Below are 25365 nucleotides of genomic sequence, written 5' to 3' on the forward strand. Positions count from 1 at the left end.
TGCTCTGGTCCCCGTATACTCCGCCGCCCTCCGGGCAATCGGGCAGCAACCCGCCGGCCATGGATCGAAATGTTCAGTGTTGCAATTTGCCATTATCGCAATCAGTCGCCGGAAGCGCTGCTGTCCGGGAAGAAGGCTCCTGTTGGTCCGGGGCCCCGACTGGCCTGGCAGGCGCCGGATCGTTTCTCCCGGGAGCCCCCTGCGACCTTGACGCTGCGGGCTGAAGTGGCTCCGCTCGCCGGCTCCTTCTGCAGCTTGCATCCGGCGGATCGCATGTGTGAACTGACGGTGGTCAAGGCGGTGCGGAGCTTGTGTTTCTGGTCCTAGCTTCCTTTCGACCGATGCCACGTTTCGCCGGCTGCATCAATTGCTCAACACGGTAGTTGACTGCAGCGCAATCCTCGTCGCTTCGGCAGACGCGACATTCGTTCGCAATCGCCAGGCGGTTTCGTCAACTGCCTGCAATGGTGCAATCTCCGGCTACGCTTTCCGCTGGGCAACACGCGATCAGCTTGTCAGGTGAACAAGTCTGCGCCTGCGAATCCCGCTGAGCGGTGTGGCCGGAACGCATCTGCAGGCCTACCAGTGTTCAGCGGTGACGATTTCAAGGTTTGTCTTTCAACTGGAGTAATCAGACCGGCAGTGGTTCGACATTTCGATGTACTTGATCGAGGACATATCCCTCCAGCATTTCTGCACGCCTTGTCAGGGGAGCGGCTCGGGGACCAAAGTGAATCTGGACGACCTGAGCCTGCCGGCCGGCGCGGGCCCCTGGCTCGAATGAACAGCTGACGGGCACCGCGCCGGCGAATTTTCTTCGAACTGGAGACAGGCATGCCAAAAAGGGGCGACATGAAGCTGGGGCTGTTTCTCAACCAGGCGGGATATCACGAAGGCGCATGGCGGGATCCGGAGGTACCCGCAAATGGCGGAATCGATATCGATCATTATGCATCTCTGGCACGGCTCGCCGAAGATGCCGCATTTCACTTCATTTTCCTGGCCGATACGCCAAGCGTAATGGAACCAGATAAGGCGGCAATAGCCCGTGCGGGCCGGAACGACGGCTTCGAGCCAATCACACTCCTGTCGTCGCTCTCGTCAAGAACCACAAGCATCGGCCTTGTCGCGACCGCGACAACGACTTACCAGCAGCCTTATCATCTCGCACGCATGCTCGCCTCGCTCGACCACATGTCAGGCGGCCGCGCGGCATGGAACGTTGTTACCTCGGGTCATAAGTTCGAGGCCGGCAATTTCGGCCAGGAGGAGCTGCCGGATCACGACGCCCGCTATGCGCGCGCGAGAGAGTTCGTCCAGGTCGTCAGGGGACTTTGGGATACATGGGAAGATGATGCTTTCATTCGCAACAAGAAGACGGGCATTTTCGTTGATACGACCAAGCTGCACCCGTTGAATTACCGCGGGCAATTTCTGTCAGTCAGAGGTCCATTGAACGTCGCAAGGCCGCCGCAGGGGCATCCCGTGCTGGTCCAGGCCGGCGCATCGGAAGCTGGAATGTCGTTCGCTGCAGAATTCGCCGAGGTCGTATTTACCGCCCAGCCGTTTCTGGAGGGTGGCAAGAGGTTCTACGCAACGATCAGAAAGAAAGCGCACGCCCTCGGGCGGGAAGAGGACGAGGTGCTGATCATGCCGGGCCTTGTCCCGATCGTCGGGAGAACGAGGCAGGAGGCCTCCGGGATCCTCCGAAGACTGCAAGATTATACGCACATCGATGCCCGGATTGGATTGGCAGATCGCGTGCTGGGCTCCGTTGCGGATCTGCGCGCGATCGATCTTGACGCCAGGGTCCCCGCGGCCCTGCCGCAGACAAATCTCGTCCAGAGTCGACAGAAACTGCTCCTCGAGGTGGCGGCAAGGCAGAACATGACCTGGCGACAGCTGATCGACTTAATATCGGACAGCAAAGGCCACCTGATGATCGTGGGGACACCGGACGAAATCGCAGATGTCATGATAGAGTTCCTTGATCAGGGTGCAGCCGATGGCTTCAACGTAATGCCGGCGACCGTTCCCGGCGGACTCAAGGACTTTATCGGGCTTGTGGTCCCCGAATTGCGCAGACGGGGACGATTCAGATCCGCGTACTGCGGACAAACCCTGAGAGAGAACATCGGTTTGAAGCGGCCGCCCAACGGGTTCTTGCGCGCAGGCGGAAGCGGACGTCCATGAAGAGGCGACTGCTATTCCAGGGCGTGGGAAGCGCGAAGGCATAAGCGCGACAGGCGGGCGTACGGGCCTGCGACGATCAGGGTCTGTATCCGAGCAATGTCGTGATGTAGCCCTGTTCTACAAAGGAGCCGGAGGGTGAACAGGACAGCAGCAGGCGGCGCATGCGCCTCGCAAACTCGTCACGACGAGGACCCAGAGTACCCGGAGCACCTGCAGACGTGGAATAAAGGTAACCCAGAAGATCATCGATGTTCCATTTGTGCTCGTAGTAGTGACGTAGTTCTGTTACTTCATTGAAGGCGGAAGCCTGGAGCATCTCAAGGTGCGACACGGTCATTTGCCGGACGGTCCCAGGACCCGCCGGAAAGCTCCCTCCCCAGAAATCTCTCATTTCGTTCCACATCGCTGTGGTCCATCCGTCGGGCTGCGAACCGCGCCGCTCGCGATCGATGATCGCAACGCATCCGTCCGGCTCCAGCATCCGGCACAGCTTTGAAAGTACCCTGTCTCGCTCCATCCAGTGAAATGAGCTCGCAATCGTCGCAATGTGAAACAAGGGCGCAGGTTCGGGAAGATCTTCAGATCGCGATACCACAAACCGGATGTTCGCAAGTCCTTTTTCCTTCGCCCTTCGCCTGCCTTCCTCGATCATTTCATCATTGGGATCGACGGACAGCACATCCGCAATCGAATGGGCAAGGGGAATGCTGATCTGTCCGGTCCCCGCACCGAGGTCGATCGCGCGGCTCCTGTCTGCGAGCCGGCAGACGCGAAGTAATGATCGGAACAGATCTTCGGGATAGCCGAGCCTGTGTCGTGTGTAGTAGCGCGCCGCTCCGCGAAACAGTTCGCTTGCTTCCGTCATGCGGCCTTCTCCTCGTCCTCATCCTGCAACAGCTGCCGTGAAGTGAGCCTGCCGGGGTGGTAATCTCCGCCCGACGGGCGCCTGTCAGTCGCGATCTCGCAAACTGTTATGGCCGGACCGCCGCACAGCGATCAATGACCGGAGGTAGCCGCAGTATCCGGCCAGGCGTTCCGGGCCGAAATGATCTTTGCCAAGATCGCCAGACCGCGTCGCAGATCGTCCTCGTTACGTGTTTCGCAATATGACACCCGAAGTCCCTGCATCGCTCCGGTCGGTACCGGTTCAGCTGCAAACTGAAAACCTGGGCGCACAAGTACACCTGCCGCCAGAGCCTCGCTCGCCAGGCTCCTGGCGTCCGGTCGGGTCGGGACCCAGACGTGAAGTCCCAGCGGCCCGCCGGCAAGATCAGGCCTTTGCAGGACCTCTGCGGCAATCCGGCGCCGTGAGGCGGCGATCTTGCGGATGCTTGTTGTTGCCTCATGTGCGGTCCTGTTCGCAACGAAGGCCTGGGCAAGTTCGGCGTGCAGTGCCGCCACAAACCACATCGACATCTTGCCGAATTTTTCCATCAATGCGGCGGCATCCCCTGCTCGCGGAGCCATCAGGAACGCCACCCGCATTCCCATCACGACTGTCTTGGCCAGCCCCATCACATACCAGGTAAGCTCCGGAGCGAGCGTTGCAATCGGAGCTCCCGCGTCCTCGACCATCAGTGCCTGCGCGTCATCCTCGATGATCAGAACGTTGTATCTTCGCGCTATCGTGGCTATCTCGACGCGTCTTCCGGATGACATCACGGCCGCCGTGGGGTTCTGCACAGTAGGAATCGTGTAAAGAACCTTGGACGTGTCGATCTTGCGGCAAACATCCTCGAACGCGTCAGGTTTCAACCCTTCACGATCCATCGGTATTCCCCTGATATTGAAGCCAAGGATGCCGGACAGCGCCTGCATGTTGGGATACGTCATCTCTTCGGTGAGCAATGTGCCGCTTCTGCCCACGAGGTGGTTCAGCAGCAGGAACAGGACATTCAGGGTGCCATTGGTGACAATCATGCGGTCGATGTCCGGCGTGAATCCGAGGCGCTGGGAGATCCATTCCGCCCCGGTTCTTCGATCCTCCTCTGTTCCGCGCGGCCGGTTTGTTCTCAGAAGCCCTCCGGCGTCAGGACGGTAAACTCGTGCCTCGATGCTCTTTGCGAGCGCGGCCTCCAGGGCCGGAACGACCGGTGGTACCGCTCGTGACAAGTCGATAACGTCCTTGCGCATTGGTGCCTCCTGGCGCATGAGGGGATCCGGCTAGGCAAAAAACAGCGCACGGATCGACAGAGCGGCTGAAGCCGCGACGCTGAACAGAACAATTGCGATGTACATCGATCGGGTCGGGGCCGGAACCCGAATGGATGAAACGTGCAACGCGGCGAGTGTGGCAAAGGTGCCGGGAAGCAGCCATGAGAACAATGGCTGTTGCACAAAGGGCTCTGCCAGCACGAGGAGTGCAAGGATCGGAACGTCATAGGATAACGGCAGACCCGTAAAGCAACGATCCGTCGACAGGCCAGTGATTCCAAAGTAGCTCAGACGGAGGGCACCTGCGACGAGCAGCGTGGTGCCCACAGCGGCAGACAGCAGGGTGACGCCGTGCAACTGCAGCAACGCGATCGAGGGAAATACCGCGCCGTAAATGAGATCAGAGAAGCCGTCGAGACTCTTGCCCATCGTTGCGGCTGCTTCTGAACGGTTCCGGATCCGGCGTGCGACAATCCCGTCGAGATGGTCTGCAAGCATTGCCCAGAGTGCGACTGCAACGGCAAGTTCGATGCGGCCGTCCGTCACGAGAGACAAGGCGACCCCGGACAATATCATGCCCGATGCTGTGATCGCGTTAGCCGGATCGAGCAGATACCGGAGCATGGCACTCACTTGTCGCAATCAATCATTTCGGGGGCCGGCCTGCCGCCGTGTTATGCTCTCGTCGGCGAACAGGCTGCTTGCGATGCGAAGATCGTCGGCCGTGTCGATCTCCCACCAGCGCAGATGATCGCATCGCGCTGCCGCGAGCCGTAGGCCGCGCCGTTCGATCAGAAACGCCAGCAGTTCTTCGGTATAAGCTTGATTAGCTCCTGAACCGATAATGTCCTTGAGCGCAGGCACAATCGTCGTCCGCAGGGTCGATTCCGAGAGTCGAAACAGATTGAGTGTCTTGAAAAGCATCGGCCCGCCAGCCGGCAGGTCGGCGCCGGACTGTTTCATGCGAAAGCTCGAGATGAACCCGCACTCGGAGAGCAGGACTGCAGATCCTTGCATTGTTGCCAGAAATGGCGCGACGGCTGCTGCGTCAGGAGATGTGCCGCGGGCAAGACAGTGCAGCGCGTCCTCCTCGAAAAAGACGTCACCCTCGAGGAGGTAGATGTCGCCGCGCAGGAGCGCGTCGCGCGCCAGCCAAAGCGAGTATGCGCTGCCCGTGCGATCGAAAACCGAAGACTCGACGTAGTCGATTTTCAGCTTGCCGAAGCGCTTGCCGCACGCATATTGAATTGCGTCCTTTCGGTAACCGATGACGATCGTCACTTCCTGCACGCCGACCGCCTCTAGACGTCGCAGGGCGTTGTGGAGTATCGGCGTTCCATTGACCTCGACCAATGGCTTTGGCCGCAGATCGGTCAGGGGTCGCAAGCGGGAACCGGCGCCGGCGGCAAGAACGACGGCATGTCTGGGAGCGGTGCTTGCCATTCGGTTCTCTTTCGTTGTCCCGGGCCACGGATCAATTCGAGTCGCAGACTTCGATGAGAGAGCCGGGCGTTGCGCCAGGCGTCTGACGCCTCGTTCAGCGCGTTGGCTGTGTTTGTTGCTGTGGCGCGAAGCGCAGCTAATCACCATTCCACTCGGGAAGGCCGTTCATCCTGGAGAGCAGCCGCTCCGGATGGACGGCGAGCCCTTCAAACGGTGAAGCGATTGAGAGAATTAGGGATGCCGGTAAGGCACGGCGGTACGACGAGACAGGCTGTCTGTCGTTCGACGTCATGCCGGTCGAAAAGAACCTTGAGTCGTTTGCTCCGGACCGGACGCCAGACGACTTCATGACAGCAATCCTTCAAAATCATTGCTGCTTTGTTCATGGCGCTCCGGGCGTCGTCTCTGGGACAGATATCGCGCTTCCGCATCAGCGAGTTCGTCGTACCTGAACAGTTCGAAGATCTCATCGAGCGTCGCAATTGCAGGCTCAATACCGGCAGTACTCTCCTCGGCGACAATGCGACTGCAGACCTGCCGCATTGCCGCTGTTGCAGCGCGCATGGAATGATTGGCCCAGATCACCGTGGAAATGCCGGCACTGCGATAAGCCGAAACCGGCGTTCGATAGTACTTCGTTGGAACAATTACGACTGGCAGCTTGTTCTGCCAGGCCTTGGTGAATGCGAAGATCTCGTCCGCGGCGGTCCTTCGCGAGTGAATGAGGATCGCATCAGATCCTGCCTCGGCATAAGCGTGGGCGCGGGAGATTGCTTCGTCGATTTCGTGGCCGGCGATCAACGATTCGATCCGGGCCACGAGGATCAGATCGTCCGCGACCGTGTCCTTTACGGCGCGCAGGCGGCCTGAGAACTCATCGACGTCGGCAAGGGGATGCCGGTCGCCAAGGAGCGAGTTCGTCTTCGGAAAGCAGCTGTCTTCCAGTGCGACGCCGGCAGCACCACACTGGCGGAGTTTGCGGGCCAGCAAACGGGCGTTGTTGAAGTTCCCGAAGCCGCCGTCCCCGTCGACCAGAACCGGCAGCTGGCCCGAGTCCACGATTCGCTCGACGACCCCGGCGAGCTGGCTCCAGGATGTTTCGCTGGCGTCGCGATATCCGAGCGAGGAGGCAATCGACAGGCCCGATGCCCAAAGACCCTTGAAACCTGCGCGTCCGGCGATCGCGGCGGAGAGCCCATCATGCGCTTCCATGAGGAACGAAATTTCGCTACTGCAGCAAACCTGCGCGCGCAGCATCTCGGCAAATGACCGGGTGGTGGACCGGATGCGGCCGTTGGCGAGGACAGTAGGTGATAGAGCCCGCATGCCAATCCTTGTGCGCTTAACTGGCGGATGTTCGTCAGTGAAGGTGACATGTGGCTGTCATCTGGATCAATGATCAGCGTTGGTAGTTGACCGCCTGCTGAATTGCCGGCCACCGCTCGAGATCCAAGAGTTCTGGCGTGTGGTCTTTAGCTGCACGCGCGAGCCGTCAGTTCACTCGCAGCCCGCGCTCGTCGGGCTGTGTCGCGCAGGCGGGGCTAACCGGGCTTGTGGAGGCGCACAGCGCCGGAGCCGGGCGGGAGGGCTCCCCTTGATCGGCCTCGAGTCCAGGCAACGACAGCGTGGTCGTCAGCGGCCGGCTTCCGCTGCTCGTTCCGCAAGTCTTCAGCCGCAATCCCTGTAGATGCGGGCAGCGGCGGTCGACTGGCTCCTTCAGTTCGTCCCGGCGCTAGCCGGGAACGAGCCGACCGAAGCCGATGCTTCAGCCGTGATTGCCGCATATGATGCGCTTGATAGTTTCGCTGGCGAACTCGGCGCCAAGCTCAACCGGCAGGTCACTCTGGATGTCCTGTTCCGATCGCTGCAATCGTACTACGAACGGGCAACTAGCGCTGTAGCCGCGGCGGCCGAACATGCGGCCGAGGCGATGCAAGCCGGGCCGGGCCGCGACCGCATTGGTGGAACGCGCGTCTCGGGCTGAAGCTGCTCAACCAGCAGCATGGAATATAGCGCTACACGTGCGGGTACTGGTATTTCACTGCCTGAATGGACCGCCTGATATATGTCGCGGCAAGCTGCGGTCTTCCCGCACCTCGAAGCCCGTGCGGCTTCGGACAGTCCGGATACGTTGCACGTATGGAGGCAGCAGTAACCGACTGCGCCCAAATGGTATAAAGCGTTAATGGCCGACTCTACTGCCGGCAGGGCATCCCCTGTGCAGAAGAATCCAGACGATCTATCGCGCCAAACCCCCGGCTTGCGATCTCTGGTCGAACAACGCATCCAGCTCGCGCGCCATTGCCGGCCAGGCACGGCATCGCGGTGCGTTCCCGGCCGAAGCGCCGGCGCCCGGCGCGCCCGCTGCGCCAGTGCCGTTTCCTGGAGCGTTGCTTCCCCGAGCGCGCCGGTGCGTGGTTGGACCCGCTTTTTGCTCTTTGCCGTGCCGGGCTTCGTCGTTACGGGGTTCGTCTTGCAAGTCGTGGCCGGCGCCGGATCTGCCCGGTGGCGGGTCCATCACAGGTTCGGCTTCGTCCTGGAACGGCAAACTTGTACAGGATCCTCGAACACCATTTCCGGAATCGAGCGGGCAGGATTCCGCAACGCGGGTTGGTGGTGTTCAAAATGATCGAAGACCGTCCTGTTCCGGTCTGCGCTCTCATGCGCTCCGGTGTTTCGCTGTCCGTCTCGCCCTATGCCTGACATGCAACATGGCGCGACAAAAAATGCACCGACGTTGTCATTCCGGGTAGCCAGCCGACGGTGCGGGAGCAGTCCCTGGAAACGTGATCAGCGATCATGTGCGCAATCAGAGTGAATATCCTCGCCGGCCCGTCAGAAAAAAGACCGCATGCGGTCGGCGACATCGCCTGATCTGCGCTGCACGGACGACTAGGACCCACAATCGTAATCAAATCCGGAGAAGCCGGCTACGTCGGCCGCCGAATTGCCCCCGCCGCCAGGAGGCGCGGAAGCTGCACATGATCCTTTCGGTGTGTCAGGCCGGGGATGGTGCGCCGGACCCGTCCTGACGTCCCGCGCCGGCCTGCAACAAAAGTGAGGTGTGACGGTATCTGAAGCGGAAGCCGGAGCCTTCAGATCGCAAAAGTTGATCATTCCATCGCAAAAGTGCGTGGAACGTTGAATGATTATACGACTGCAACCATAAATCGTCACAGGCCTGCAGTTTCCTTGCGCGTGCATTCACAAGATGCGGGGAAATAGTGCAAATGTCAGGTGCGGACTGGAGATCAGAGCGCGCATATCACGATATCAGGAAAGCCGAGGCGGACGACATAGCCTGGGAGTGGCTACGCCGCGATCGTGAGTATCAAGCAGACTTCAAGGCCCTCGGGAGCAAACAATCCAGCGCGACGGATCACTTCCGACGGAAGTGGGGGCTGACGTTTCGCGGCTGATCCGGAACAGGCGTTCGACCAACAAGCTGTTTTCTGGTCGCCCGAGGCATTGTCGACCGTGCTGACGATCCGCACGGCGATCTGCCCGACTGCGTCCAGGCCGTACGAACTCGATTTCGCCGACCTGGCGGGCTGCGAGCTTCGTGAGGCGCCGGATGGATGGCACGCCATCGTGCCCCTCGGAGGCGCGAGGCATCGGCTTTGGCTGAAAGAACTTCCCGGGCGCGGATCAATGGTTGCCGTTGACTTGCCGCTCGACCGCGACTTCGATCTCCGCTTGCAGGCCGCGCACCGGTTCTGGCTGGCGCTCGAACAGCGTCCTCTTGGGCGGGCCCCTCTCGCTCAATCGACCGGGACCCGGCATCGGCATATCCTCGCTTTGCGTGCAATGGACGGGTGGCTGGAAGGCAACAGCTATCGCAAGATCGCGCAAGGCCTGTTTGGTCATCCCCGCATTCCCGATCGAGGCTGGAAAACGCACGATCTGCGCAGCCGGACCATTCGCCTTGTCCAGACGGGATTGCGTCTCATGCGGGGCGGCTATCGTGACTTGCTCCGTCGCAAGCGCCGGGACAAGGACGACACCTCCTGAGCACGCTGACAGGCTGGCTGCTCTGCCCGGCAGCGATGGCGTGGTCGGTCTTCGACCAGCGTCTGCATGGCGTGATCATTTGGCGAGCGATTATGGACGCCGATTTGACACGGTATCGTGGTTGCTGTGGAAAGCCGTCCCCTGTTTCAGGCAAAGCGGTTTTCGCAGGGCATCAAGGTGCTGACCATAGCTCAATGAACGGCGGGCGAAGCCGGAATGAGACATCATCGGCCGTCCGCAATGTCACGGCGCAGACCAGCCAGGCCTGTCGGACAGTTGAACACCTCCGCGTGCCTACTGTGCGAAGAGCTATGTCAAGCGAAAACCAAGGCACGTTTCGAGACCTTGCAGCCATGCTATGCTCTCGTCCCATTGAACGGTTCGCGTGTATCCGAATTCTTGCCAACTCCTTGCGCGCTGGCTCCGGTTCAATCAGCTTCAGACCGGGATGCGGCAGGCCGTCTGGTGCAACCAACCTGGAGCGCGCGCTCGGGATCGATGGATCAATCGGCCGTCTGGCGAGGTGAAATTCGGGCTGATCATTCTGAGCCGACAGGTGCGCGGAAGCAGGACTGTTCATCCGTCGCGCAGACCACCTTGTCGTTTGAAGCAGGATACAATCTGAGAGGAAGGGTCGTAGGCCGTGGCAGTTGATCGTCGAACCTTCGCTCTGGGCGGGTTTTCTGCGCTTGTGGGCGGATATGCGCTGGTTCAACAGGGACGGACCGCGCCGGCCCGGAGCGCCGTCATCGCAGGCTATGTCGCCCCGTGGAAGGCCCGGGCAGGCGGTCCAGGCATCAGGACGATTCCGGTTCGCGAGCTGACCCACTTGATGTATGCGTTCGGTACCGTTTCGACGGAGGGACTGGCCGAACTTGCGGATCGTTGCCTTGACGCGGGAGCCTGCGATGGAATCTCGCTCTCGAGTCCGCTCGGCGGTAACTTCGCCCAACTCGCCGAATTGAAGCGGGACAATCCGCAGCTTCGGATTCTGATCTCGCTGGGCGGTTGGAATGGATCGAAGTATTTCTCGGCCGCCGCTGCCATGCCGCTCTCTCGCGAGCGGTTCGCACGATCCGTGATCGATGCGTTCTTTCGGCCCTATCCTGGCCTGTTCGATGGTGTGGACATTGATTGGGAGTTTCCCGTCTCGGGAGGACGTGCGGACAACCTGGTGCACCCTGAGGATCGTCCGAATTTCACACTCTTGATAGCGGAATTGCGCCGACAGCTTGACGAGTTTTCTGCATCGGAGCACAGGGAGTTGGAGCTTACCGTCGCTGTGTCGGCCGTTCCCGACAAGATTGTCAATCTGGAGGCGGCCGCCCTGGCCCGGCTGGTCGACCGGCTTCATCTGATGGCCTATGACTATCGCGCCGGCTCGGCCTTTGCCGGCTTCAACGCTCCGCTGTTCGCCTGCGCCGGCGATCCAGATCCTGATCTCAATGTCGATGCAAGTGTGAATGCCTTGATCCGGGCCGGCGTACCGCCTGCCAAGGTAGCGCTCGGGGTAGCTTTCTATGGCCGGGCTGTTGCGGACGTTCCGCAGGAGAACGGGGGGCTGTTCCAGAAGGGCGCGGCGGCGAGCGAGGAGTGGGGAGGGAGCGACGGCATCGATTATCGGGATATCGTTGCCAGGCGACCGGAAGAGTTGGGCTTTCGCAGGTATTGGAGCGATGAGGCCCAGGTGCCTTGGCTCTATGACGCCGAACGGCGCATATGGATCAGCTACGACGATCCGCTCTCCATCGCACGAAAGACGATGTACGCGGCGGGCCGTGGACTCGCCGGGATCATGATCTGGGACCTGTTCGCTGATGACGGTTCGCTGCTCGCGGCACTCCGCGTCCTTCCCGGAGGAACGCCCGAATAGCATTGTGGTCATCGCGTCACGCTGAAGCACGTTATCGAACGAAGTCAGCCGCGGAATAAAGGGCTGTGAGATCAGGGCCACGCCGGTTGAAACCAGCAATGTCGGAATCCGGCAACAGGCGGCATCGTTTCGAGAGGCACGCTGGCGGCAATGCGCGTCGTCTTCTGCCGGGATGCGACATAGGCACAGAATTGCGGACCGGTGTGGCCCTGGGCGGCGAAGTTGTAGATCCCGGCGGGCTGCGTCAGGCGGATCAGATGACGGTACCAGTGCATTTGGCAGCTTGCTTCTCTCCCCCGAAAATCAGGAGTGCGCGGAGGCGCACTTCGCCGGCGACAGATTGGAATGAGGACTGCGAGACCGGAAAAAGACAGCTTGAATCTCACGTGGCGTGAGCCTGTAGGCTTTGAGGCTATGAGAGAAAACGACACGCGGCGCAATGAATCATCTGAAAATAACGAGCTTCACGCTTCTCTTTTTCGACGCACCACGCGTGAGGACATCGTCGCGGTGCGTCGCTCGAGTTCTCTTTGAGAGGCTGCGCCCGTCGCTCAAGCGCGTCGGAAGTCCGAGGCGTTTGTGTTTGCGGGCAACACGTTTCTGTCTTCCACTTGCTGAACTGCTCGCATGCGGCGTCCCAGGCCGGCGCACGCGCGAGTTCGAGTTGTGCCTGCATGACGAGGGGCGGAGAGTTTTCGAATGCGCGACTGCGAAGGGGGATCGGTGACTTCTTACAATTTTCTCTTCGCCTCGTGGGGCACGTTGGGAAATCTCAGTCCGCTGCTTACGGCGGCTCGCCGATTGCGCCGTCATGGTCATCATGTCCGGGTGATCGCCGATCCGGCGATGCGGACAGAAGTCGAGGCCGCTGATTTCGAATTCGTGACATGGCGTCGCGCCCCGAAGGGGCGGGCCGCGGATCCAACGGATGTCTCGGACCTGCGAGATCGCATGCGCAGGGTCGTCTTCGAGCCTTGCTCTGCATACGCGGCCGATATTCGCGACGAGGTTGGCCGCGTGCCAACAGATGCGGTCCTCGGTCTCGACCTCCTATTTGGCGCGGCGGTCGGGGCGCAGGCATGTGGCGTGCCTTTCGCGTTTCTTTCGCCTCACGTCAGCATCCGGATTCTTCCGGGAATGCCGCCTGCGACTTCCGGATTGGGGCAACCGAAAACGCCCGCAGAGCGCGCCAAAGTCCGAGCAGCCTCCGCCGCGCTCGCTGCGGCGATGAATGCGTCCCTTCCTATCCTCAATAGAGCTCGCGTCGATTTCGGCCTTCCTGTTCTTTCGGACGCTATGGACTTGTTCGACCAGGCTGATCGAGTTCTGCTGGCAATCAGCCAGGCCTTCGACTTCGAGGCAGACGCCCTTCCGGGCAGTTTCCGTTATATCGGTCCCTTGCTCGATGTACCGAGCTGGTCAAGGTCGTGGCAGGCTCCCTGGTCTACGCGACCCGATTGTCCCCGCGCGGTGATCACCGCGGACGTGGAACCGGTAGATTAAATGCTTTCAAGTGTTTCGTTGCAATTTCGTACAAAAGTACATATTTTTCATCAACTTACGGCAATTCAAGATTCATGACTCAGGGTAGATAATGTAATCAAGACAACCTTCCATTGACGCGGGGCGGCCAATTACGGTGTACTGTCCTCAGTCCCAGGACAGAGGACGGCTGGATGGACGGGATGAAGAGTCAGGATTTGGTCGTTCTTTTGAAGCTCGTCAGCCTTCAGGAAGGGGAAAACGAGCCCACGCCGAGACAGCCTCAGCCGCGCTTTCAGGGCGATGATCCGTATTCAGTTCGCAACTTGGAAGCGCTTCTGGGAATCAGCAAGACGGAAATAAACGCCTCAATCAAACGAAGCCTCTCATCGGGACTTGCGATCAAGGACCGGAATACGGGGCGGGCAAATCCCAATCGCCGCGATCTGAATAATTTTATCATCCATGGCATGAAATTCGTTTTTCCGGCAAAGCCCGGCGCCATGACGCGCGGCATACCGACGGCCTTTGCAGCACCTATGCTTAAAAGCCTCTTGGTCAGCGGAGGAGAATACATCTACGTGTGGCCGTTCGCGGACGGACACAACATCGGGCAATCGGTTACGCCATTGTTTAAGAGCGTGCCGGAAGCTGTTCAAAAAGATGATCGGCTGTACGAATATCTGTCACTCATCGATGCGATCCGGCTCGGCAATCAGAGAGAGGCAGGCCTGGCCGGGGAACGTCTTTCCGAAAGCCTTCTGAAAAAATGACTACCGTCAAAGGTCAATTGCTTCAAATGATCCAAACGGTCGCTACGGCGCTGGGCAGCGCACTTCGCGAACGGTTGGTGTTTGTGGGGGGATCCACGACTGCTCTCTTTATCACCGACGACATCACCCTTGAGGGTGTCAGAGCGACGGACGATGTCGACCTCATCGTCGATCTCGTAGGGTTTGCAGAATGGACGAAATTGCAGGACGAGTTGCGACAGAAGGGATTTGCGGAGTCGCAGGACGATACGGTCATCTGCCGGATGCGCCTTGGGGATCTCAAAGTCGATTTCATGCCCGACGACGAGGATATTCTCGGATTCAGCAACCGCTGGTATGCGAAAGGGATAGAGACGGCGGTTACGGTGCCCCTTACCGATGAGCTGAATATCAAGCGTCTCAGCCCGGAATTGTTTGTAGCCACAAAGCTGGAAGCCTATCTCGGGCGTGGTCAGAGTGATTTGCTCGCGAGCCGCGACCTCGAAGACATCCTTCTCGTCATCGACGGCCGGAAGGAGGTGGTGGCGGAAATCCAGCAAGCCGATGCCGACATACGCCAGTTCATTGCCGAGCAATTCGCGCCGCTACTCGAGCATCCCGACTTTGATCATTTTCTTGCGCGGCCCGGAAGGGCGTATCGACATCGTCCGTGAGCGCTTCGTAATCGTAAGCGAATGCGCTGGTGACTGAGATGGGAATCGACGTCAGTTGGCTCAGCCAAGCCGGTACCAGGACCAAGTACAATCGAGATTGTGGAGGGGTCGGCATACGTGCTGAGGAGGCTTTATGCGTGGTCATGGATGGTTCAACAAGCGGTCACAATAGCGGAGAGTTCGCCCAGCAGATTACGCAGGAGCTGATAAATTGGTATATCGCCGCCGATGGGAAGTTGACGGCGGAAACGCTTACTGCGCGCTTGCGACAGATTCATGAGATCGTGGCCGAAGCATACCCTCAAGCTTCTGCCAGCTATATGATCGTGAATATCCGGCCCGACGCGACGCTTGCTCTGTACGCCGGCGACTGTTTGCTGGGACGGCGTAACGCGAAAAGGGGCATTGAGTGGCTGAGCCGGCCACACACGCTTGCCAGCGTAACCGGCGAAACATCCATTGCGTCAATAGCCGACCGTCCCGCGCGTCATCTCCTGACACGTAGTTTTCGCGCCAGGGAATTTTGCTTCCCGAGGCCATGATGCCCAAAGGCGAAGGCGAGTTGCTGATAGCTACCGACGGATTCTGGGCAGACCTAGGTCCCGGCGAACAAATCCGCTTCATGGATGAGCAAGACGTTCCCGTGGCAGCCGAAGGTGACGACCGAAGTCTCCTCCAATTCCGCCTCACAGGCAGCCCGCGAGATAGTGATATTCGCGGTCACCATGACAATTTTTACGTGAGAAGTACCTAAGCAGAGCATCTGACTTGCTGATTCGTGCGGAAGTTCAGGCATGACAAACAAAATAGTGCGCCGAAATCTAAAGAGCGGGCTGTTTGCTTTTATTGACCTCCTTGGCTTTTCGGCTCGCGTGGAAGCAATAATCAACGAGGAGCAGCTGCGCGCCCTCGATGACGAAGTTGTACACGTTCAAAACGAGTTCGAGCATAAATCTACTGACAGATTCATCCGGGAAGAACACAAGATCGTCGGCAAGACGGTTCTCGCGTTTTCCGATTGCCTTGTTATTTCTGTCCCTCTGCACTCCAAGGTCGCCGATTCTGAAGGGACTTTCGACCTACTAATGAGCGAGCTGACTAGCTACGCCTGGGCCCAAGGCACTTGCGTGCTTCGCGGCATCTTCCTTCGTGGAGGCGTTGACCTGGGGTTTTGGTACCGGCGAAAGGACACCCTCATCAGCCCGGCGCTGGTTCGTGCCTACCGGCTTGAGCATGCCGCGTGCGTTCCCATGATTGCCATCACGCCCGATCTCCAGACTTATCTCTCCGATCACCCGCATCGCAAATAGTACAGCGATGATGTCGATCCGACCCCGAAAACGCTGATGCAGTACAGCAACCTTCCGAATGGCCAGACCCAATGGTTCATCAACTACCTTCGAATCTGCTTGGACACGATTGAGCCTACGATCAGCGGTGAGGACCGAGATCGATATCAGGCGGAAGACCAAGACGGTCGGGATCGTATGCGCACCGAAGCTTGGCAGAACGCGTGTCGAGACTGGGCGAGGCAGCACCGCAATGCAATTTTGAGCGCCTATGCGTCTGCAGGGAATGACGAATCCGTGCGCGCCAAATATGCTTGGCTTTTTCGCTACCATAATGAAGAAATTGGACGCTTCTTTGGAGAAGAGGCGCAGGCGCTCTCAATAAGCCAAGATGAGTAAGCTGGATTGTGAGCCTGCCCCTGAATTAAAGTCATCGAAGGCTAACATGACATAAGCATAGCAATGCTCGGCATTCTGGCCGGTCCACGCTACCAGCTCTGCTGGTTTAGGATGTGACGATTCAAGCGGAATGGCAGCCCGTTCTGACACCTTAGAGGATATTCGATTTTCGCTCGAGATAGTCGCCGAGCGCGAACTTCTGCATCTTGGCGCTAATCAAACACCAGTCGATCTTCGTTTTCTTTCGCGAAGCCCATTTCGTAGCGACGTCGGGAATATCGTTGGCGATATTCTTGATTGCTCCGAGCACATGCTCCTAGAAGACCGTGGCGCTTGCCCTGTCGTTCACAACGGGGGAAGGCCCTAACGAGGCACTAAGGCGTTGCTCGCCAGCTTCTGTGTTGGTGATGATGCCGAAGTTGATGCCGGCCCAGTCGAGCGCCAATAGTGCATCGGCAACCACAATTGTATGGGGAAGCTTGACGATGCCGCGACGCGCGCCATCGGGGGCAATCGCATCTCGAAGGCGTCCGGCCGCATTATGATCGACGATAAGCCGGTCTGCTTCTGGCCGTGTAAGTGAGTCGTACGAGACCTGATGGACGTAGACAATGTGCCGATGTCCAGCCGCCTCGGGCACGCCAAGGAGCTCGATGAAACCTTGTAGGATCTGCGTGAAAATGGTGCCAGCGTCTATTCGGCGACGCGCGATCGCAAGTTTCGCTACGATAGTAGGGAAGATGCGCCGCCGGTTCTCCTATCTAGGACTACGACGTGATCGCGGCGGATGAGGCGTCCGCACCTCGGATTGGCCTTCACCGCCTTGACGAGTGCACGCAAGTCGTTGAACGACAGCCACTTGGCTCGGCGTTTTTCAGCTTCCCGAAAGCTAGCTCTGCCACCCTGGCGTCGTGGGGATATCACTCGGAGCTGATCTGCGACTGAATCAAACGCAAACATCGTCAAACGGAGTTTTGAGATGGTTCGAATTCATGATGCGCTCGACACGGCAACCTTGGCTTACGGCAGTACATCAGGCGCTGCGAAGCAAGATGAAACCATAAACCAGCACGCCTTTAACCAGCAGCTGCACGAGATACCGCCGGAGCTGGATGAACGAGCCGGTGCAGGTCCCGCCCATTCTATTGCCTCGGACGAGGTGGCGGATGTTGTCAACCAGCGACCCGACATGAAGCTTGTCATTATTTCGAACCGCGGCGCCGAGTTCAAGCCCGATAAACCCCACGCCGCCGGTGTCTGCTTGGCAACCAATGTCGGCAACCGGACATGGTCCTGCAGCCTTGAGCGGCTGAAACTTGCGGCTCTTTAGCCGGCACGCAGCTTGCAGTGAATCGGTCCGCAAGATAGCGCAAGCTGCGCTGTGTCATGCGTGCTTTCCGCTGCTTCTGCTCGAGGGGCGCTAGGTGTGCGAGCGTGGCCCATCGGCCTCATCGGGAGAAAGTTTTTGAACACATCACGCCTCTCTGCCGCGCTGCCTTCGATTGCCCGAGCCACGTCCACGGCGATTTCACAGGAGCGAACGACTATGACGACGAATGATCCATCGCTTTGGCTCGAGGACATCGAAGGACAAGACGCGTTGGCATGGGCTCGCGCCGAGAACGAGAAGACACTTGGGGTGCTCCAGTCAGATCCGCGGTATCGGCGATTCTACGAACAGGCGCTCTCTATCCTGCAGGCCAAGGATCGGATTGCATACGTTTCGTTGGGACGGCGCGGCTTAGAGAATTTTTGGCAAGACGAGAATCATGTGCGTGGCATATGGCGGCGCACCACTATGGAGAGCTATTGTAGCGAGGATCCACAGTGGGAGTCCATCCTGGACGTGGACGCGTTGGCCGTCGCCGAGAACAGGAACTGGGTCTTTCAAGGTGGCAGCTCTCTTCGGCCTGAAGAGCGCCTCTGCCTGATTCATCTTTCCGACGGCGGCAAGGATGCCGCGTCCATACGCGAGTTCGACCGCGAGGCCAACTCCTTCGTTGCGGGCGGCTTTTATCTTCCAGAGGGCAAGCAGAACGTCAGCTGGGTCGATGGTGACACACTCCTTGTTGCACGGGACTGGGGCGAGGGGTCATTGACGCAGGCCGGCTATCCCTTTGTAGTGAAGGAGCTCAAACGCGCTCAGCCGCTCAGTAGGGCTCGCGAGATCTTTCGCGGCGAGCCTACCGACGTTCAGACGGTGCCCCTGGTACTTCGAGACAGCGAAGGTCAAGTCCATGCGACCGGCGCCATCCGTTTCATCAGCTCTGTCGAGCGTGATTATGTGGTGTTCCGCCCCGATGGGCCCATCAGGCTCAATCTCCCGAAGAAGGCCGCAATAGTCGGGCTCGCGAGCGGCCGCCTGCTTGTGGAACTTGACGAAGAATGGGAGCCCGGTGACGTCAGGTTTGGGACCGGCTCGCTGATTTCGTATGATCTGGCCGAATGGAAACAGGATCCGCTACGCGCCAAAGCCTCGCTTGTCTTCCAGCCTGGGCCCCGCCAGGCCCTGAGCGGGGTCAGTCGCACAAAGAATTTGTTGATCCTGACCATCCTTGAAAACGTTCAGAGCAAAGCGTTCGTTTACAAGTACGATCAGGGAGCCTGGTCGGTGACGCCGATCCAGCTGCCGCAACATGCAAATGTCAGCGTGTCTGCCACGTCCGAGCAAGCGGACCAGGCGATGTTCGCCATCTCGAACTATCTCAGGCCAACGTCAATCTGGTATTTTGATGCCGAAACAGAAAAACTTGAGGAATTGAAGACGACACCTACTGCCTTTGATGCGTCCAATCACGTCGTAGACCAGTTCGAAGCGACTTCGCGTGATGGCACGTCAATTCCCTATTTTCTGGTGCGGCCGAAGAACGCGAGGTTTGACGGCGCGATCCCGACACTTCTTTATGGCTATGGCGGATTCCAGGCTTCGCTTCTGCCATCCTATCTCGGAGCCGTGGGGCGGCTCTGGCTCGAGCAGGGCAATGCCTATGTCGTTGCGAATCTGCGCGGTGGCGGCGAGTTTGGTCCACAATGGCATCAAGCAGCCCAGGGAGCAACGAAGCAGACGACATGGGATGATTTCATTGCCGTTGCCGAGGACCTGATTCGTCGCAAGATCACGAGCCCGCGACGGCTGGGCGTAATCGGCGGCAGCCAGGGCGGCCTACTCGTTGGCGCCGCAATCACCCAACGTCCCGAGCTCTTCAACGCGGCGATCATCCAGGTGCCGCTGTTTGACATGCTTCGATACACCAGCCTCGGCGCAGGCGCCTCCTGGATTGCCGAGTACGGTGATCCTGCCATCGCCGAGCAGCGTGCGTGGATCGAAGCCTACTCGCCCTATCAGAAGCTGGTACCGGGCAAGACCTACCCCGCTCCTTTCATTCTCACCTCCACCAAGGACGACCGCGTCCATCCGGCGCACGGCCGGAAGGCTGCTGCGAGACTAGCTGCGCTCGGTCAGCCCTACTTCTACTACGAGAACATCGACGGAGGACACAGCGCCGCGGCCAATCTGGTCGAACATGCGCGTCGACTAGCGCTTGAATATACCTATGCATCGAAGCGGCTTTGTTCTGATTAAATTCGGCGCAAGCTTCGAATCGAAGCAGGTAAATCCAGGTCATTGCATATCTCGATGTCACCACGTTCCTTGGCTGAATTGATCGAGGCGGACGGGAGGCGATAGCAGAGAGCCATCCAATCAGCGGCTAAGGTACAATGCCGGATTTTGAGAGTGATTGGAGCAGTTCCATGGGCGCGAGAGGCGTGCGAGCGCAATCCCAACTAGCAGCTCGTTTGCCAGTGTGGCGAGCCCGGCGGTATCTCCGACGGGCAAAGTATTGCATAGCCTGATTGACCCAGGACTTGTTGTTCCAAGTCGAAAGCTCGTTCCATCTTTTCGGGGAGAAAGCGCAGCAATGTCACGCCGCCAAACGGGATCCGTCATATAAGCGCGCCAGGAGCCACCAGATCCGAAGCTCCGTAAGCCTCGATCGAGACCAGATCGAAACTGAGGCAGGGGCTTGGTCGGTGAACTCGCGTTGATCGGCCATGTCGAAGAGGTGTCAGTGGCCAAGCGCGTCCGGCCAGTCATCAATAGCGTCGTTGGTGCCTAAGATAAATCGGGCGCATCATAGGCCACTAACAACGACTCATCGCAGTCTGCGACGCCATGAAGTAAGTCAGATGCGCAAGCTTCCTATTCTGAAAAGCCTCCATCTGTTTGAGGCGGTCAGCGAGTTTCCAAGCTTCTCAAGGGCCGCCGAGCGGTTAAACATGACGACCGGCGCGGTAAGCTACCAGATGCGGCTTCTTGAGGATTGGTTCGGCAGAAGGTTATTCGTTCGCCATAGCTCGGGCGTGCGGCTGACATCCGACGGCGAGCAGCTCAAGCGCAGCTGTGCGAGCGCGTTCACAATGCTGGAGAAAGGATGCTACGAGCTACGAAGGAGCGATGGAGGACGTTCAGTGGTGGTGGGCTGTTCAACCACATTTTTGTCGCACGGCCTGTTGCCCCGGATCGGTCGGTTCCGCCAACTGTATCAGGATATCGATTTTGTCTTTGAAACTGACGCCGATCTGGACGCGCTGGCTGTTGGGGCCGTGGACGTATTGTTCGTTTCCGGCCTGTTGAAGCGACCGCTTCCCGTCCGTGAAGTGCACGTATCGAACGAGCTGATCGGTCCTGTTTGCGCGCCTGCTATGCTCGAGACGATCAAAAGCCCGGCAGACATTCTATCGATTCCTCTCCTTCACGAGGCCGCCAGGATGGACGGCTGGAACGAATGGGCAAGCGCAGCTGCAATATGCTTGCAGGGGTCGCGCCTCGTCGTGTTCGATACATTTTCCTTGGCTGTCGAGGCAGCAAAAAGTGGGCTTGGCGCCGCAATATCTTCGCAAGTTCTGGTTCGAAGCAACCTTGAGAAGGGAGAACTTGTGGCTCCGTTTGGCTTTGCGCCGGTCAATCGCTCAATCTACATGTTTGTCAATGGGCACGCGCGAAATATGGCGGCTGTTAAAGAGTTTGAACGATGGGTCCTGTCAGAAATATTCAGTCAGGATCCGCTATCGTCTTTGCAGGTTGCAACTCGAGAGATCGAGCGGGCCACTCTCAATTAGACTTAGGCCAATGCGGGCGTCAAAGCGTTGATGACCATCATGGGCAAAGCGTCACTCTTCCCGGATAAGGGGCCGGGAACCCGTGGCGCAGAGCTAAAAGATGAAGAATTGCAAATGAATCGTCGACATAGGCGAGCCCGTTCGCGTACTTCGCATTCTCCGGTGCGATGCTACTCTTCTCGAAGATGAGAACGGGGGCGGACTGATGATCCTGGCCAAGCCTCTCGATGAGTGCGGTTCGTGGCTTGGCCCAGGCAATCCGACGAACGTCCAGCCTCGCAGCGCGGCTTGGAAATGCGGACAATATCCCGTCCAACAGCAAGCATTGCCAGCAATAGAATTCTCGTCCCGGCAAGGCCGGATCTGAAAAGGGGCGCTCTAAAAGAAATAGCTGATCCCATGGCATCGTATGCATCCCTGATCTAGCGAGCGACAGGACCTCAAGCGTGAGAATGTCTTGATCTGATTATGGCAAGGCTCGCGACGGCGAAAGCAACAAATGCACTCGCCGCGCATAGCAACACGATCATGCCGAAGGGGAGCCGATCACTCAAAAGCGACAGAGCAATGCCATTTCCCGCGACGCCGCCATAGGTACAACATTGAAATAACCCGGAAAGGCGGCCGGCTCGATCCGGAGCCACTGAAGAGACCATGTGGCTGTGAGCGGCAGCGGCAAATATTTGGCCAAAGCCGAGCATTGCGCTGCTTGATGCGATGACTACGGGCAGGCCAGCATCGAGCGACATGATGGCAAGGCATGCCGCAAGCAGCACTGCGGCCCCGGCGATGGTTGGCAAGGCGCCGAGCAGGTTGTAAATCGGCTTGACGGCGAGCGCTCCCAGCAAGGCCAAAACTCCATTGGTCATGACGATCGTCAATAGAACGCTTTTATCGAGAACCCCGTCAGCCGTTGCACGTATAGCAGGATAGACATTGATGATGCCGGCGCCGAGGTTGAGCAAAAATACAGCCAAGAATGCGGGATAAAGAGGTGCTAGGTCTAGGATGGTTCCGGAGGGCTGTGCCTCAAGGACTGTTGGTGTCCTTTTGAACTGCTGCTTAATACCAAGGAGCACGATCAAGGACAGGATGATCGCCGATAAGTTGAACGCCAAAACGCCAGGCAAATGCAATCGGTCGGAGAGCATGGCACCCGCAAACATTCCGAGCAGATAGGTGAGCCAGTCAATGTTGGCAATGTTGCGCAACACCGAGATCATGTCGTCTTCCGATGTGATACGACGGAAGAAAGAAACTTCTGCAGACAAGTAGACGGGCTGCACCAGGCTCAGGACGCCGATTGAGGCATAGCTCAGAAAGGAATCGGCGCCGTCGGTGCCGAAGATGGCGAGCAGCGCGAAGATGCGAATAGCATTGACGATCATCATGACGGAGATCGGATTACGTCTGTCGACCAATGGCGACAAGAAGAGGCTCCCAAGCATGATAGGCGCAAAACTGACGGCAACGCCGAGACCCGCGGCGCTCATGCCGGATTGAAGAAGGCCGATCAGGATGCCAATTCGAAACGCCCAGCCGCCGATCTGAATGATCAAATGCGACAGATAAACGAACTGCCGTGTGCTTGCACCAGTCATCTATAACCTAGCTCATCGAACACGCCATCGTGTGGATATCGCTTGATGCAGAAGCGAAGATGACGCTGGTCTCGTGCCGTGACATCGATGGGATGACAAAGAAGGGGCATAACCAACGCTCTCGCCAACCGCGCGACTGGTCAAAAGGCACCATATCTGCCTCCCTGTCTGTGGCAGGCGGTGTTTCGGGACCAAATGCTGGCCAACGCGGTTCCCCCTGCTTGGTCAGATCCTATGAATTTGCATCACTTGTCGCGCAACAGGATCCGCCAGACTCTGCCCTAAGCTTTCAGGTGCCTGCTACCATTAACCTGGAGATCCTGCCGCACGTCGTCGGCTTCGACGGCAATCAATGCTATGAGCCGCAAGCTCATGACTGTTCGGCGGAAGGCGCAGAAGCTCGGTTGCGCCGCGAAGCCAGGTCAGCTTGCAGACTTGCCTGGATGTGCTCACGAGTGAGGAGGTAGTCTGGATCTCCCCCAATCTCGACTGCGACCGTGGCGTGGTTCAGTGACATATCTGGCCGACCCTCGTTGAAGTACTCGATGGCGAGATTGTTGTGCGTGAGCGCATGCCGAGGATTGAGTTCAAGGGCTCGAAGATAGTGCGCGATGCTCTCGCTCGCCTTGCCAAGCTCGGAATAGGCAAGGCCGAGGTTGCTCTGTAAATCGGGATTCTTGGGATCGATATCGGCTGCCGCTAGATAAGACTTCAGAGCAGCTTCCGGCCTATCTTGCCGCATCAAAATATTGCCCTTCTGGAAGTGAGCTCGCCATTCGTTTGGCTTGATGACAAGCGTTCTGTCGAGATCGGCCAGGGCGCCTGCGGCATATCCCATTCTGTTGCGAAGTGCGGCCCTGTTCAGATGGGCTTCGTAATAGGGGGGACACAGCTCAATGGCGCGCGCATATGCCTGTAGAGCCTCAGCTTCCCTTCCGGCTACTTTCGAAAGCAGGTTCCCCAGGTCATTGTGGTACTCGCCGTAATAGGGATCGTGGGCAATCGCCTCACGCAGCTGCTTTTCTGCTCGAGGAAGATCGTCGATGAGTTCATAGACCTGACTGGTGTTGTAGATCAGAATCGACTGGTGAAGCTTGAAACGCTCCCCGCCATAGGCCTGAAGCATCTTGCCATGGCCTTCCGCGCAAAGGGTGAGGGCTTCGTCATACTTCTCTTGCTTGGCCTTAATATAGGCATATGCGTTCTCTGCAAACACCTTGATATAGTCGTACTTGTCGTGATCCTTGAAATCTCGTTCGATGGTCTCCAGATTTCGCAACGCGTATTCTTCGGCCACGGTGAGATTGACCGGCTGCTGATAGCGTCCATACGTCATTGATTGGGCATAGAGAACCGTTGGCGTGTATCGGCTCTTCGGGAATGCCTTGTAGAATTCATCCAGATAGGGAACCGACACCCGGCCGCAGCCGAGCGAATACAGCACAAAAGCCGCGTTGATGAAGGCAGCGTTTGCCGGAGCGTCTCCCGGGCCGAAGGTGCGGAGCGCAGGATCGGCGAAAATTTCACCGAAATAGCCAAACCAGAGATCGTACAAACCGATGCTTTGGAGGATCTGACTCGGTTCTGCAAGCAGTTCCAGACGCTTGTATTTGTCCCGTATCGATAGTGCATGAAGCATGACGAGCGGCGCCTCGTCCGCCAGATAGCGGTCCAGGCAAGCGCGGTGCAACTGCTCATGCAGATGATCTGCGGTCGTCTGCTCGAAAATTGCATAGTTTCGTTGCGCGATGAGATCAGGCGTCGTGCAGTCGGATTCAATGTACGATTTGAGCAGGCTGTGCCGTTCCCCGGTGTTGAGGCTGGCGAGATAAAGGTCCACGATCGCGACGGGGTCGAGGTAGCCGATGACCGGCAATCCGGCCGCTACGCATGTGCTTAAAGCCTCCGCAATCAGTGGATTTCCGCCGCTTGCCTCATGAATCTGCCGCTGTTTCTCCGCAGCGACTTCCCGATCCAGGATCGGCCCCAGTTCCTGCAAGCTATATCTGCCGAAATGAACTTCGCTGGCGTCCTGGAAATAGAGGCGTTGTTCGTAATCGATTAGGACAAAGCGAAACAGGCGCGCATCGTGGTCCAGCCTGACGAGCAGCTTGATCAGGTTCTTGGCCGGGGCGGACAGGGCGGCCGCCCGGTCGATGACGATGATGTGACGCTCGTTGCGCTCTTGGGCGCACCGGATCAGGAATTCGGCTAACCCGACCAGGAGCTTGTTTTGATATTCATGATGATAGAAGCGTGTACGCTCCTCTTTACTTGAGGTATTGGTGAGATCCTTCGGCACGGTAAAGGCATCGCTGACCAAGAGAGGAAACAGCCGCTTCAAGGATTGCTGGGCCGTCTCAACCAGTTTTG

The 25365-nt window shown here is 58.4% G+C and carries 24 protein-coding genes; 14 read left to right on the forward strand and 10 right to left on the reverse strand.

All coding sequences use genetic code 11. The annotated features are described in order from the left end of the window. The first annotated feature begins 834 nt into the window (after positions 1-834). Positions 835-2193, forward strand: coding sequence for an LLM class flavin-dependent oxidoreductase (locus tag XI02_RS11325; RefSeq protein WP_168856694.1), 1359 nt, complete (start codon positions 835-837; stop codon positions 2191-2193). 76 nt (positions 2194-2269) lie between these two features. Here the strand turns inward: XI02_RS11325 and XI02_RS11330 are convergent, their stop codons facing one another. The 5 genes from XI02_RS11330 to aepX form a co-directional block, all read right to left on the reverse strand. Next, positions 2270-3058, reverse strand: coding sequence for a class I SAM-dependent methyltransferase (locus XI02_RS11330; RefSeq protein ID WP_129964868.1), 789 nt, complete (start codon positions 3056-3058; stop codon positions 2270-2272). Between the two features lie 131 nt (positions 3059-3189). After that, a complete protein-coding gene (locus tag XI02_RS11335; RefSeq protein ID WP_168856695.1) occupies positions 3190-4326 on the reverse strand; it encodes a PLP-dependent aminotransferase family protein in 1137 nt (378 codons plus the stop codon). Between the two features lie 30 nt (positions 4327-4356). Then, positions 4357-4971: a CDP-alcohol phosphatidyltransferase family protein gene (locus tag XI02_RS11340; RefSeq protein WP_018270125.1), complete on the reverse strand. Its 615-nt coding sequence runs from the start codon at positions 4969-4971 to the stop codon at positions 4357-4359. A gap of 18 nt (positions 4972-4989) precedes the next feature. Next, entirely contained in the window at positions 4990-5790 is an 801-nt protein-coding gene (locus XI02_RS11345) for a phosphocholine cytidylyltransferase family protein (protein WP_038379269.1), read from the reverse strand. A 345-nt stretch (positions 5791-6135) separates the two neighbouring features. After that, positions 6136-7047 carry a phosphoenolpyruvate mutase gene (aepX, locus tag XI02_RS11350; RefSeq protein ID WP_129964884.1) on the reverse strand — a complete coding sequence of 304 codons (912 nt, stop codon included), beginning with the start codon at positions 7045-7047 and terminating at the stop codon, positions 6136-6138. Between the two features lie 430 nt (positions 7048-7477). Here aepX and XI02_RS11355 point away from each other — a divergent pair, with 430 nt between their 5' ends. The 4 genes from XI02_RS11355 (at position 7478) to XI02_RS11365 (ending at position 11674) form a co-directional block, all read left to right on the forward strand. Beyond that, positions 7478-7774 (forward strand): hypothetical protein, encoded by a 297-nt coding sequence (locus XI02_RS11355; protein WP_129964870.1) that lies wholly within the window; start codon positions 7478-7480, stop codon positions 7772-7774. A gap of 1246 nt (positions 7775-9020) precedes the next feature. Then, positions 9021-9209 carry a transcriptional regulator domain-containing protein gene (locus XI02_RS46320; RefSeq protein ID WP_038379271.1) on the forward strand — a complete coding sequence of 63 codons (189 nt, stop codon included), beginning with the start codon at positions 9021-9023 and terminating at the stop codon, positions 9207-9209. Between the two features lie 58 nt (positions 9210-9267). After that, positions 9268-9801, forward strand: coding sequence for a DUF2285 domain-containing protein (locus tag XI02_RS11360; protein WP_245467055.1), 534 nt, complete (start codon positions 9268-9270; stop codon positions 9799-9801). Between the two features lie 643 nt (positions 9802-10444). Further along, positions 10445-11674, forward strand: coding sequence for a glycoside hydrolase family 18 protein (locus tag XI02_RS11365; RefSeq protein WP_129964872.1), 1230 nt, complete (start codon positions 10445-10447; stop codon positions 11672-11674). Between the two features lie 71 nt (positions 11675-11745). On the opposite strand, the gene XI02_RS11370 is transcribed toward XI02_RS11365, so the two are convergent. Next, on the reverse strand, positions 11746-11949 hold the full coding sequence (locus XI02_RS11370) for a hypothetical protein (RefSeq protein WP_018270132.1): 204 nt from the start codon (positions 11947-11949) through the stop codon (positions 11746-11748). Between the two features lie 424 nt (positions 11950-12373). Here XI02_RS11370 and XI02_RS11375 point away from each other — a divergent pair, with 424 nt between their 5' ends. The 6 genes from XI02_RS11375 (at position 12374) to XI02_RS11400 (ending at position 16270) form a co-directional block, all read left to right on the forward strand. Beyond that, entirely contained in the window at positions 12374-13177 is an 804-nt protein-coding gene (locus tag XI02_RS11375) for a glycosyl transferase family 28 (RefSeq protein ID WP_041482739.1), read from the forward strand. A gap of 182 nt (positions 13178-13359) precedes the next feature. Further along, a complete protein-coding gene (locus XI02_RS11380) occupies positions 13360-13929 on the forward strand; it encodes a hypothetical protein (protein ID WP_129964885.1) in 570 nt (189 codons plus the stop codon). Next, positions 13926-14582, forward strand: coding sequence for a hypothetical protein (locus XI02_RS11385; RefSeq protein WP_334369631.1), 657 nt, complete (start codon positions 13926-13928; stop codon positions 14580-14582). The genes XI02_RS11380 and XI02_RS11385 overlap by 4 nt, the downstream gene beginning before the upstream one ends. A 38-nt stretch (positions 14583-14620) precedes the next feature. Continuing rightward, a complete protein-coding gene (locus XI02_RS11390; RefSeq protein ID WP_129964873.1) occupies positions 14621-15124 on the forward strand; it encodes a hypothetical protein in 504 nt (167 codons plus the stop codon). Between the two features lie 252 nt (positions 15125-15376). Continuing rightward, entirely contained in the window at positions 15377-15892 is a 516-nt protein-coding gene (locus XI02_RS11395) for a hypothetical protein (RefSeq protein ID WP_038379273.1), read from the forward strand. Positions 15893-15928: 36 nt separating this feature from the next. Continuing rightward, complete coding sequence (locus XI02_RS11400; protein ID WP_038379274.1) at positions 15929-16270, forward strand: hypothetical protein; 342 nt, start codon at positions 15929-15931, stop codon at positions 16268-16270. Between the two features lie 316 nt (positions 16271-16586). On the opposite strand, the gene XI02_RS11405 is transcribed toward XI02_RS11400, so the two are convergent. Then, positions 16587-16910: a hypothetical protein gene (locus XI02_RS11405; protein ID WP_129964874.1), complete on the reverse strand. Its 324-nt coding sequence runs from the start codon at positions 16908-16910 to the stop codon at positions 16587-16589. Between the two features lie 339 nt (positions 16911-17249). On the opposite strand from XI02_RS11405, the gene XI02_RS11410 reads away from it, so the two are divergent. The 3 genes from XI02_RS11410 (at position 17250) to XI02_RS11420 (ending at position 21391) form a co-directional block, all read left to right on the forward strand. Further along, complete coding sequence (locus XI02_RS11410) at positions 17250-17600, forward strand: hypothetical protein (protein WP_018270143.1); 351 nt, start codon at positions 17250-17252, stop codon at positions 17598-17600. A gap of 216 nt (positions 17601-17816) precedes the next feature. Beyond that, positions 17817-19853 (forward strand): prolyl oligopeptidase family protein, encoded by a 2037-nt coding sequence (locus XI02_RS11415; protein ID WP_233475506.1) that lies wholly within the window; start codon positions 17817-17819, stop codon positions 19851-19853. Between the two features lie 605 nt (positions 19854-20458). Continuing rightward, a complete protein-coding gene (locus XI02_RS11420) occupies positions 20459-21391 on the forward strand; it encodes a LysR substrate-binding domain-containing protein (protein WP_168856698.1) in 933 nt (310 codons plus the stop codon). A gap of 37 nt (positions 21392-21428) precedes the next feature. Here the strand turns inward: XI02_RS11420 and XI02_RS11425 are convergent, their stop codons facing one another. The 3 genes from XI02_RS11425 to XI02_RS11435 form a co-directional block, all read right to left on the reverse strand. After that, entirely contained in the window at positions 21429-21797 is a 369-nt protein-coding gene (locus XI02_RS11425) for a DUF3088 domain-containing protein (RefSeq protein WP_041482740.1), read from the reverse strand. Between the two features lie 34 nt (positions 21798-21831). After that, positions 21832-22992: an MFS transporter gene (locus XI02_RS11430; RefSeq protein WP_018270146.1), complete on the reverse strand. Its 1161-nt coding sequence runs from the start codon at positions 22990-22992 to the stop codon at positions 21832-21834. A 370-nt stretch (positions 22993-23362) separates the two neighbouring features. Then, positions 23363-25336: a tetratricopeptide repeat protein gene (locus XI02_RS11435; protein WP_246783619.1), complete on the reverse strand. Its 1974-nt coding sequence runs from the start codon at positions 25334-25336 to the stop codon at positions 23363-23365. Positions 25337-25365 lie beyond the last annotated feature (29 nt).

The sequence above is a fragment of the Bradyrhizobium sp. CCBAU 21365 genome, from assembly GCF_015291305.1.
In the GTDB taxonomy this organism is placed as follows: Bacteria; Pseudomonadota; Alphaproteobacteria; order Rhizobiales; family Xanthobacteraceae; genus Bradyrhizobium; species Bradyrhizobium elkanii.